Genomic DNA, 11,246 nt, shown 5'->3' with positions numbered 1-11,246 from the left:
AGCACATCAATCTCACCGGTGAATATCGTTGGCCAAAGCCTTAGCGTAGGATTCCGCCCCCTCCCGCAAACGACCCCAGATAGGGCGACACGAAATCGGTGAGGTTCAGGATATTGCCGATCAGGCTGAGGATCAGCACGCCGATGACGGTGCCCCAGACCCGACCGAAACCACCCTTCAGCACGGTGCCGCCGATGATGACGGCGGCAATCGCCTCCAACTCCCAGAGCACCCCGGTCGAGGCCGAGGCCGAGCCGAGGCGCGGTACATACATGATCGTCGCGATGCCCACCAAAATACCCAAGGCGGCATAGGAGATCAGACGGGTGCGATTGACGTTCACATTGGAATAATGCGCCACATGTTCGTTCGACCCGGTGGCGGCGCAGTGGCGGCCATAGACGCTGCGCGACATGATGATCTCACCAATGATGACCACCAGCGCGAAAACGATGATCGGCCAGCTGATCCCGAGGATGCCGTCGAAATAGACGGGCCGGTAAAAACTGCGCAGACCGAAATCGAGCGACAGGGTGCCGCCATCCGCCAGCCACGTCACCAGCGAGCGGTAAATGCCCATGGAGCCAAGCGTGACGATGAAGGCCTCAATACCAAGCGCGGTGATCAAAAAGCCGTTCAACAGCCCCGCCAGCAGCCCCGCCACGATGGCCGTGAACATGCCCAACAGGATGATCGGCACGCCGACACCAAGGCTCGGCAAAGCGGCGTTCATCACCAAGATCATCAGCCCCGCGATGAAGGCCGCCATCGACCCCACCGACAGGTCAAGCCCCCCGGCGGTGATGACAAAGGTCATGCCCACCGCGATGATCCCGATAAAGGCCGAACGGGCGAGCACGTTGGTGATATTCGCAGCACTCAGGAAGTTGGAATTCAGCGCCGTGCCGATCACCACCAGAACGATCAGCGCGATGATCGGCCCGAGGACAGACATCGACGGCAGGCGGAAGCTTTTGGTGTGAGCTGTGGTTACATCTGTCATCTTCGGTTTCCTTAACCCGTCATCGGCATTTGTTCGGCGCTCAGCCCCATGGAGAGGCGGACAATCGCGTCTTCTGTGATCTCGCCCGCGTTCAGCGTGCCGCTGACCTCGCCCAAACGCATGACCATCACGCGGTCGGCAAGCCCGATGAGTTCGGGCATCTCGGAGGTGATCACGATAATGGCGTGGCCTTGATCGGCCAATTTGCGCAGGAAGGCATAGATTTGCTGCTTGGTGCCGATGTCGATGCCGCGAGTGGGTTCATCGACGATCAGGATGCGCGGCTCAGAGAGCATGATCTTGGCCAGCAACAGTTTTTGCTGGTTGCCGCCCGACATATTGCCGACGCGCACGTCACGGCTGCCTGCGCGAATGTCGAACGCGCTAATGGCTTCCGTCAGAGCGTTTTCCTCTGCGCTGCGGTCGATCAGGAAACCGCCGAATTTATGCAGGTTTTGCAGGGTCAGGTTCTCACGCATGCCGCGGTCCAGCAGCAACCCGCGCAGCTTGCGGTCTTCGGTCAGATAGCACAGCCCGGCCTGTTGCGCATCGCTCGGCTTCTTGAACTGCACCGGCTCGCCAAAAAGCGTGACACGCTCGGCGTTTGCCGGGCGCAGCGCGGCCAGACCCTCCATCACCTCGGTCCGGCCAGAGCCGATGAGCCCGCCGAGCCCGAGGATCTCCCCCTGTCGCAGCGAAAAAGACACATCGCTGGCAAAGCCCGGCACGCTGAGGTTTTCGACCCAGAGCACCTCTGGCGCGCTGCGGTCCACGCCGGGTTTGGCGGGGTAGAGGTCGGAGACATCGCGGCCCACCATGGCGGTGGCCATTTCGTCTTCGGTGATCTCAGAGGTCGGGCTGGATTGCACCACCGCGCCATCGCGCATGATGGTGACATGGTCCGAGATCTTGGCCACCTCGTCCAATTTATGCGAGGTGAACAAGACCGCCGTTCCCGCCGCGCGCAGGGCCGCGACCTGTTTGAACAGCACATCGGTCTCCCGTTTTGTCAGTACCGCGGTCGGCTCGTCCATGATCAACACCCGCGCATCGCGCGACAGGGCCTTGGCGATCTCGACCATCTGCTTGTCGGAGTTCGACAGGCGCGAGACCAGCGCATCCGGAGAGACATTGCAGGCCACCCGGTCAAGATAGTCGCGCGTGCGCCGCCGCATCTCGGCCTTGTCGAGCAGCGGCCCGCGTTTCAACTCGCGGCCCAGAAAGATGTTCTGCTCAACGGTGAGCTGTTCGGCCAAGTTGAATTCTTGGTGGATCATCACGATCCCGGCCATCTCGCCCTCGTGCAAACTGTCGAAACGGGTGGTCGCACCGTCGAGTTCGACGGCGCCTTTCGTGGGCAGTTGATAGCCCGCCATGATCTTCATCGTCGTCGATTTGCCCGCCCCGTTCTCACCGATCAGCGCATGCACGGTCCCCGGCTCCAGCGCGAGGGTCACGCCGTGCAGCACTTCGATCGAGCCGAAGCTTTTGCTCACGTCGCGCAGGGCAAGAACGGGGGTGGCACTCATAGCTTGGTCCACGCCGCATCATTGGCCGAGGACGTGACACAGGCGGTGATGAAACGCATCCCCGCCATGCCCGCCGTGATGTCCGGCAGCACGCCCATGGCGCTTTCGCGGCGCGCCCCGCCCTGCACGGCGCGGATCGCATCGGCGGCCTCGTTATAGATCGTGGCGAACCCTTCGAGGTACCCTTCGGGGTGGCCGCCGGGAATGCGGCTTACCGCTTGCGACGCCTCAGACGCCCCTGCCCCGTTGCGTGTGATCAGGCGCTTCGGCTCTCCCAAGGGGGTGAACCACAGGTAGTTGGGATCCTCTTGCGACCATTCCAAGCCGCCCTTGTCGCCATAGATACGCAGCTTCAGCGCGTTCTCATTGCCCGGGGCCACTTGGCTTGACCACAGCATGCCGCGCGCGCCACCGGCGAACCGCAGCATCATATGGGCGTTGTCATCCAGCTTGCGCCCCGCGCCCCAGCATTGCAGATCGGCGGCAAGGCTTTCGACCTCCAGACCGCTGACAAAACAGGCGAGGTTATGGGCATGGGTGCCGATATCACCCACCGAGCCGCCCGCGCCCGAGCGTGCGGGATCGGTGCGCCACTCGGCCTGTTTGACGCCTTCGTTCTCCGCCGGGGCAGTTAGCCAGTCCTGCGGATATTCCGCCTGAACGATGCGGATCTCGCCCAGATCACCTGCCGCCACCATGGCCCGCGCTTGGCGGATCATCGGATAGCCGGTGTAATTATGGGTGAGGATGAAGAGTGCCTCGGCCTCAGCGACGCTGGCCGCCAACGCCTCCGCATCCTCCAGCGTGGAGGTCAGGGGCTTGTCGCAGATCACATGGATGCCCTTGGCCAAGAAGGCCTTCGCGGCAGCGGCATGAACGTGGTTGGGCGTGACGATCGAGACCGCCTCGATCCCGTCTTCGCGGGCAGCTTCGGCCTCGGCCATCTCTTCGAAACTGCCGTAGGAGCGCGGGATGCCCAAAGCCTCTGCACTGGCGGCGGATTTCTCGGGGGTCGAAGAGAGCGCGCCTGCCACCAGATCAAACCGGTCGTCGATGCGCGAGGCGATGCGGTGCACCCCGCCGATAAAGGCGTCATTGCCGCCGCCCACCATGCCAAGTCGAATACGTGCCATCAGTCGATCCCCAGCATCTTGCGGTTTGCTGCCTCATCGGTGCCGCCATCGGCGAAATCGTCAAAGGCTTTGTCGGTCACGCGAATGATGTGATCGGAGACGAATTGCGCCCCCTCGCGCGCGCCGTCTTCGGGGTGCTTGAGGCAGCATTCCCATTCCACCACGGCCCAGCCATCGAAATCATTCGCCGCCATTTTGGAAAAGACAGCGCCGAAATCAACCTGCCCGTCGCCCAGCGACCGGAACCGCCCGGCGCGGTCTGTCCAGCTTTGATAGCCTGAATAGACCCCCTGACGGCCCGTCGGGTTGAACTCGGCATCCTTGACGTGGAACATCTTGATCCGGTCTTTGTAGATGTCGATGTTATCAAGGTAATCAAGGCATTGCAGGACGTAGTGACTGGGATCATAGAGCATGTTGGCCCGCGCGTGATTGCCCGTGCGCTCCAAAAACATCTCATAGGTGATGCCGTCATGCAGGTCTTCGCCGGGGTGGATCTCATAGCAGACATCGACACCGCAGTCTTCGGCGTGGTTCAAGATCGGCAGCCAACGCGCGGCGAGTTCGTCAAAGGCCGTCTCGATCAGCCCCGCCGGGCGCTGCGGCCAGGGGTAGACATAGGGCCAAGCCAGAGCGCCCGAGAAGGTCGCATGCGCCCCGATCCCCATGTTTTTCGACGCCGAAAGCGCGAGTTTCACCTGCTCGACCGCCCATTCCTGCCGCGCCTTGGGATTGCCGCGCACTTCTTCGACGGCGAAGCCGTCAAAGGCCGTGTCATAGGCCGGATGCACGGCGACCAACTGGCCTTGGAGATGGGTCGAAAGCTCGGTCACCTCCACGCCGTTTTCGACCGCCTTGCCCTTGAACACGTCGCAGTAATCCTTGCTCGACGCGGCCTTGGCCAAGTCGATCAGCCGCGCGTCCCAACTGGGCACTTGCACGCCTTTGTAGCCACAATCGGCGGCCCATTTGGTGATGCTGTCCCAAGAGTTGAAAGGCGCGTCATCGCCCGCGAATTGCGCCAGAAACAGTGCCGGTCCCTTGATCGTCTTCATGATGTTCCTCCCTTTCCCCGGCTCAAACGAACCGGTTCACGATGTTCTCCAGAATTTCCTGCCGGCCCGAGCGGGGCTGCGGGTTGATACCGTCATGGACGACCTGCGCGGCGATTGAGGCCAGATCCCCCTCCAGCATCGCCTTGGCCTTGGGCGTCTCCCACCCCGCGTAGCGCTCGGCGCGCATGGCCTCGATCGTGCCATCCTCAAGCATGGCGGCGGCGGCTTTGAAGCCCCGCGCGCAGACATCCATCGCACCCGCATGGGCCGCAACGAGATCGATGGGGTCAAGCGATTGCCGCCGCAGCTTGGCGTCGAAATTGGTGCCGCCGGTGGTGAAACCACCTGCTTTGAGCACCTCGTAATAGGCCAGCGCCACTTCGGGCACGTTGTTGGGAAATTGATCCGTGTCCCAGCCCGATTGATAGTCGTTGCGGTTCATGTCAATCGAGCCAAAAATCCCCAAGGACGCGGCCAGCGCCAGTTCATGTTCGAACGAATGGCCCGCAAGGATCGCATGGCCCTGTTCGATGTTCATCTGAACGTCGTTCTCCAGCCCGAATTCCTTGAGGAAACCATAGACCGTGGCCACGTCGAAATCATACTGATGTTTGGTCGGCTCCTGCGGCTTGGGCTCCACCAGAATGGCGCCCTCGAAGCCGATCTTGTGTTTGTATTCCACCGCCATCTGCAAGAAGCGCCCGGCCTGCTGGCGTTCGCGTTTCAGGTCGGTGTTGAGCAGGGTCTCATAGCCTTCGCGCCCGCCCCAGAGAACGTAGTTCTGACCGCCCAGCTTATGGGTCGCATCCATGCAGGCTTTGACCGTGGCGGCGGACCAAGCAAAGATCTCAGGGTCGGGGTTGGTGGCCGCGCCCGACATGAAGCGCCGGTGGCCAAAAAGGTTCGCCGTGCCCCAAAGCAGCCTGGTTTTGGAGCCTTCCATCTTGGTGCCGAGATAATCGATGATCTCTTCGAAATTGCGCAGGCTTTCGGCAAATGTGTCCCCCTCGGGGCGGATGTCGGCATCGTGCCAGCAGAAGAAGGGCGCGTTCAGCAGATCGAACATCTCGAAGGCCACATCGGCCTTGAGCTTTGCCAGGTCCATCGTGTCACCGAACCACGGGCGCTCGAATGTCTGCCCGCCAAAGGGATCGCCGCCCGGCCATGCGAAGGAATGCCAATAGGCCACGGCGAAACGCAGGTGATCCTCCATCCGCTTGCCCATGACGACCTCGTCGGGGTTGTAGTGGCGAAAGGCCAGATCGGCCCCCTCGGGATCATAGGTCAGGGGCTTAATATCTTTAAAGAAATCAGTCATCTATCTTCGGCCTTCATCCTGTCGGTCAATGTGTCGGCGGGCAGATTGTCCCGCACATAAATCGTCGGCACGAGGTCCGGCATCGGCGGCAAATCCTTTTGGTCGATCAAAGCGCGCAAGACGGTGAAGGCGCGGTTGATCTCGACATCCGGGCGCTGGTCAATCACCAGATCGATATGCCGATCAAGCAGCGCCTGACGTGAATGCGCCACCAGTTCATGCACCACGCAGAAGGGCCGCTCTCCCTGCCCCTCTTGCAGCGCGGCGATCAACCCGCTGTTGCCCGCGCCCACATTGTAAAGCGCGGTCAGCTCTTTCAGACCGAGCGCCTGACGCGTCTGCGCGTTCAGCACCTCTGCGTCGTCCTTCGTCATGATCGGATCCAGCAATTCAACCTGCGGAAAATCGGCCTGCAACACGTCGCGAAAGCCGGTCAGACGCTCTGCGTGGTCGCGCGCATCCAGCGAGCCTGCAAAGGTCTGCACACACCCGCCCTGCCCGCCATGGGCAAGCCCTACCATACGCCCCGCCGTGCGCCCGGCGGCGATGTTGTCGATCCCGATATAGGCGGCGCGGGCGACCTGCGGCAGGTCGGAGACGAGGCCCACCACGGCCACCCCCTTGTCCCGCAGGGCGGCCAAGGGTGCCTCAAGCGCCGCGCTTTGCAGGCCGACGATGGCGACACCGTCGAAATCCCGTTCCAGCAGGTCCGAGATGCTGTCTTGCAGCCCTTCGACCGCAAAGGCCGCGACCTCGATCACCTCGGCGGTGACGCGTTCGGTGGCCTGATGGGCGGCGGTATGTTCGATGTGTTCACGGATGCGGTTGAAAAAGGCGTTGGAGCCACGGGGGATCAGGAAAGCGAGCCGATAGATCCGCCCGCGTGACAGGTTCGCCGCCGCGACATTGCGCACATAGCCAAGCGCCGCGACCGCTTCGCGCACCTTGGCAATGGACTTTTCCGCCACGTTGCCGCGGTTGTTGATCACCCGGTCCGCGGTGGCATAGCTCACCCCAGCCGCGCGTGCGACATCGCTCAACGTCGGACTTGTCATGGCCCCTCCCCCACGCGCTGGCCCTCCCAGCCTGCGCATCTCGGGCCTATCTAGGGGGATATTTTGATATACGTCAATCATTTTTGATAGACGTATATCATTTATAGGCTATGGCACAGGCAAGCGGGGGACACCATCCGCAGCCAACCAACTGATAAACTTATGTTTTTAAGCCGGTCTGTCCACGTGACTTACCGCGTGGCTGCCATCTCGCTGGCGTGCAATGGGCCGGGGTGAATGCAAGCGACCTGATGCAGCGACTGGCCCGGCTGAGGCACGATCTGTGCGCAATCCGCCTGCGCCCGCGGGCAGCGGCCGCGGAAGACACAGCCTGAGGGCGGGTTTATCGGCGAGGGCATGTCGCCCGACATCGGCAGGATCCGCTTGGCGCGCTCGGCCACGGGATCGGGGATCGGCACGGCGGAAAGCAGTGCCTGCGTATAGGGATGCTGCGGATCGTCGTAGAGAAGCGCCTTCGGTGCCTTTTCCATCACCCGGCCCAGATAGAGCACCATGACCTCGTCCGAGATGTTCTTCACCACGCTGAGGTCATGGGCGATGAAGATCATCGCCAGCCCCAAATCGCGCTGCAACTCTTTCAGAAGTTCGATCACCTGCGCCTGAATCGAGACATCGAGCGCCGAGACCGGCTCGTCGCAGATCAGCAGCTTCGGCTCCACGATCAGCGCCCGCGCGATGCCGATGCGCTGGCACTGGCCGCCGGAGAACTCATGCGGGTAGCGGTTGATCATCTGCGGCAGCAGGCCCACGCGTTCCATTATCTGCACCACCCGGGCGCGGCGCTCGCGGGCGGGGACGTCGGGGCGGTGGGTCTTCAGCGGCTCGGCGATGATTTGCCCCAGCGTCATACGCGGGTTGAGCGAGGCGAGCGGATCTTGAAACACCATCTTAATTTCGGAGCGGTAGGGTTTCATCCGGCGCGGGGAGAGCGACAGAAGATCGGTCTCGCCCTGCCATATGACCTGCCCCTCGGCCGGCACCATCTGGATCAGCCCGCGCGCAAGGGTAAACTTGCCGCAGCCGGATTCGCCGACCACGCCGAGGGTCTTGCCGGGCTCGAGATCGAAGCTGACCCCGTTGACCGCATGCAGGATGCGTGGCTTGGTCCAAGGCATGTCGCCCGCGCGGGTGATCGGGAATTTGACGTGCAGGTCGCGGACGGAAAGCAGCGGGCTCATGCGGTGAGCTCCGCGATGGGACGGTGGCAGGCGCGGGCGCGGGCACCGCCGAAGGGGGCCAGGGGCGGCATCACGCGGCAATCGAAAACGAAGAGCACATGCAAGATGTTGCCTCGCGGCAGCCAATGACGGCGGCTTCGCGCCGAGGCGGCGCGAGGTTGTGAAGAGTGCCCCCCCGCCCCCGGTCTGCCCCGGGCGGCGGGGTTCGACCCTGCGTTGAGCGCGCCTAGCCGCGCGCGCCCCAAGTGTCGGACAGGCGGTAACCGCCCGGCCAAGGGTCATCGGGGTCAAGCATATGTTGATGGATGCCCGTGACCCAGCCCCGGCCTGACAGTTCCGGCAGGATTGCCGCATGTTCGCCCACCCGCGTCTCGCCCAAGATACGCCCTGTGAAGGTCGACCCGATCAGCGATACGGTGGTCAGACTGTCCTCCAGCCCCATTTCCCCCCGCGCGTGCAGCAGGGCCATCCGCGCGCAAAGCGCTGTGCCAGTGGGGGAGCGGTCCACCTTGCCGGGCTGGATCGCCACCGCCGCCCCGGCGCGCAGGCCGGTCTCATCGCGGGTCACCGGACCGGCGAACAGGCAGAAAGAGAAATGCTGCCAATCAGGGTTCTCAGGGTGGTCAAACCGCATCGCCGCATTGGCCGCATCGGTGATCCGCACGCCAAGCCGCGCGATGTCATGGGCCTCATGCGCCTCTAGCGAAAACCCCATGGCGGCGGCATCGACGACGACGAAACTGTCGCCACCATAAGCGGTATCGACGGTGAGCGTGCCCAGCCCTTCGACCTCAAGCGGCACATTCAACCGGGCTGCGAAGCTTGGCAGGTTCTGCACGAAAATACGCTCGGCCTTGCCATTGCGACATTCGGCGCGGACCTTCACCAGCCCGCCCGGCGCTTCGAGGGTTAGATCCGTCACAGGTTCCGTCATCGGCAAGATGCCCCCGTCGAGCAGCACGGTCGAGACGCAAATCGAGTTGGAGCCGGACATCGGCGGCGTGTCTTCCGGCTCCATGATGATAAAAGCCGCATCGGCGCGGGGGTCTTTCGGCGGGACCAGCAGGTTCACATGACGAAACACCCCGCCGCGTGGCTCGTTCAACACGAAGTTGCGCAGGGTCTCATCCCGCGCGATCCAGCGGCTCTGCTCCCACAGCGTCTCCCCCGGCGGCGGGGCGACACCGCCCACGATCACATCGCCCACCTCCCCCTCGGCATGGGCCGAGATCACATGAACCGTTTTGCTGCTACGCATCCCTCGTCTCCTCCTCGGTCAGCCATCTCGGTAAGGCTTCCCCCGCCTGCCCCGTCACGGCGGCCTCCACACAATCGGCGATACTGCCAAAGCGCACGGCCCTCCCCGACAGGCCGGGGGCGTAATGGGCGTATTTGCCCGAGTTGGTCATCAGCACCTTCGCCGAGGGCGGGAAGACCGGCTCGGAAATGGAGCACCAGCAAATGTCGGGCACCACCTGCACCCCCGCCGCCTCCAGCCGCGCCACGGTGCCGTCTGCCTGCGCCGCTTGCAGCGTGTCTTGGCCCAGCGTCACGATGACCGCCGTGTCGGCATGGCGCTTGCGCCCGGCGAGGGCGGTGTCGAGCGCGCGGCATTCGGCGTGGGAGAAATGCGGGCTGCCAAAAGCCACGAGGTCGATCTTCGCGGCCCCGGTGTTGAACTGCCGCCAAACGCGGCGCAGGTCATCGGCTGTGAGGCGAACCGTATCGGCCCCCGCGACAGGGGGCAAATCGGCCTCGGGTGTGATCCCCGCCACATGCAGCATCGGCGCTGCGGAGGTGGTGCCAAAGGCCGCGCAGAGCGCTTTGAGATCGTCCTCATTCGGGGCGGCCCCCTCCAGCCCGCGCAAAAGCGGGATCCGGTCCGGGGCGGCCTGCCCTGCGAGCCAGCCCAGCATCGGCCAGATCGCCTCGTCATATTGCGCGGGAAGCGCTACGTCGATCACCCGGCGCGGGGCGCGATGTTCCTGCAGATAGACCCCGGAGAGCGGCGCGCGCGCGGTAAGCGCGATGCACAGGTCGAGGAAATCGGGATGTTTCACCGTCCGCGCGCCAAGCACGCTATTGGCATAGATCACCGCGTTGGACTCCGACCAGGCGATGAACTCGCCGCGTTCGGGCGGGGCGGGGAGTTGGTAGGGCGCGCAGGTGAAACTGGGCCGGGCACCCATGGTGACATAGGCATCGGCCAAACGGCTGGCGGGCAGACCGAAATCCGGCGGCACGCCTTGATCGCGCCAATTGCCGTGATCGACCGAGATCGCGTTCATCGTGGTCGGCACGCGCACCTGTGACCCCATATCGGCCATGGTCTGGGCAAAGAGAAGGTTGGCGGGGCTGGCGTAGATGCAGCCGTCGATATGCACGCGCGTCACATCGACCAGCCGCTCTGCCCCCTGCCCGCGCGCCATGGCGCAGGTGATCTCCATCGCCAGTTGCACGGCCTTGCCCTCGGCCCCGTCCAGCATCGCCTGATCCTCGGCAGTGAGATGCAAGGCGCGGGCGGGCCTGTCCGACAGGGGCAGATCCCAGTCATCGGTGCTGAGCATCTCAGGCGTGATCCGGGCGCTGCGGGATTTGGCGAGCAGGTCGTAATCCTCGGCCCCGAGGCGCAGCACCGCGAGCGGCTTGTCGAACATCTTGCCCGCGATTAACGCGCCCAGGGTCAGGATATCTTCGGCCTCGCGAAACACGAGGGCCGCAGGGGCATGACCGTTCAACGCCAGTTCCAGCAGCACGCCGCTGCCGGTGCAGGAGCCGCGGCTGGTGGGCATGAGCAGGATTTTCCCCGCCAGCGACTGACCGCAGAGCGGATGATGCGCGTCGATGACCTTGCCCGTGGCCGGATCGACACCGCCCCAGAAACTCAGCCCCTCGGAAGAAGCCAGCACCGCCCCTTGGGCTGCGGCGGGAACGATGATTTGCGCCATGGGGAG

General features: G+C 63.6%; 9 protein-coding genes. All 9 read right to left on the bottom strand.

Annotation, left to right across the window (positions count from 1 at the left end):
• Nucleotides 1–40 precede the first annotated feature (40 nt).
• The 9 genes from ACGYLC_RS15510 to ACGYLC_RS15470 all read right to left on the bottom strand — a co-directional run bounded on the left by ACGYLC_RS15510 (nt 41) and on the right by ACGYLC_RS15470 (nt 11,240).
• Nucleotides 41–1,003, bottom strand: coding sequence for an ABC transporter permease (locus ACGYLC_RS15510; protein ID WP_394423736.1), 963 nt, complete (start codon nt 1,001–1,003; stop codon nt 41–43).
• A gap of 11 nt (nt 1,004–1,014) precedes the next feature.
• Nucleotides 1,015–2,532, bottom strand: a complete 1,518-nt coding sequence (locus tag ACGYLC_RS15505) for a sugar ABC transporter ATP-binding protein (protein WP_394423734.1) — start codon at nt 2,530–2,532, stop codon at nt 1,015–1,017.
• On the bottom strand, nt 2,529–3,665 hold the full coding sequence (locus ACGYLC_RS15500) for a Gfo/Idh/MocA family oxidoreductase (protein ID WP_394423732.1): 1,137 nt from the start codon (nt 3,663–3,665) through the stop codon (nt 2,529–2,531). The genes ACGYLC_RS15505 and ACGYLC_RS15500 overlap by 4 nt, the downstream gene beginning before the upstream one ends.
• The gene (locus ACGYLC_RS15495) at nt 3,665–4,720 is read right to left on the bottom strand and encodes a sugar phosphate isomerase/epimerase family protein (protein ID WP_394423730.1); all 1,056 of its coding nucleotides are present in this window, start codon (nt 4,718–4,720) and stop codon (nt 3,665–3,667) included. Before ACGYLC_RS15495 ends, ACGYLC_RS15500 begins: the two co-directional genes overlap by 1 nt.
• 22 nt (nt 4,721–4,742) lie before the next feature.
• Nucleotides 4,743–6,038: a xylose isomerase gene (gene xylA / locus ACGYLC_RS15490; protein ID WP_394423729.1), complete on the bottom strand. Its 1,296-nt coding sequence runs from the start codon at nt 6,036–6,038 to the stop codon at nt 4,743–4,745.
• Nucleotides 6,035–7,093 (bottom strand): LacI family DNA-binding transcriptional regulator, encoded by a 1,059-nt coding sequence (locus ACGYLC_RS15485; protein WP_394423727.1) that lies wholly within the window; start codon nt 7,091–7,093, stop codon nt 6,035–6,037. The genes xylA and ACGYLC_RS15485 overlap by 4 nt, the downstream gene beginning before the upstream one ends.
• A 191-nt stretch (nt 7,094–7,284) precedes the next feature.
• A complete protein-coding gene (locus ACGYLC_RS15480) occupies nt 7,285–8,292 on the bottom strand; it encodes an oligopeptide/dipeptide ABC transporter ATP-binding protein (RefSeq protein ID WP_394423725.1) in 1,008 nt (335 codons plus the stop codon).
• 226 nt (nt 8,293–8,518) lie between these two features.
• Entirely contained in the window at nt 8,519–9,550 is a 1,032-nt protein-coding gene (locus ACGYLC_RS15475) for a proline racemase family protein (RefSeq protein ID WP_394423723.1), read from the bottom strand.
• Nucleotides 9,543–11,240: an aconitase X gene (locus tag ACGYLC_RS15470; protein WP_394423721.1), complete on the bottom strand. Its 1,698-nt coding sequence runs from the start codon at nt 11,238–11,240 to the stop codon at nt 9,543–9,545. The genes ACGYLC_RS15475 and ACGYLC_RS15470 overlap by 8 nt, the downstream gene beginning before the upstream one ends.
• Between the last annotated feature and the right edge of the window lie 6 nt (nt 11,241–11,246).

Source organism: Sulfitobacter sp. 1A12157, assembly GCF_043557345.1.
GTDB lineage: Bacteria > Pseudomonadota > Alphaproteobacteria > Rhodobacterales > Rhodobacteraceae > Sulfitobacter.
The sequence above is the reverse complement of the archived record's forward strand: the minus strand, read 5'-3'. Positions and strand labels throughout refer to the sequence as shown.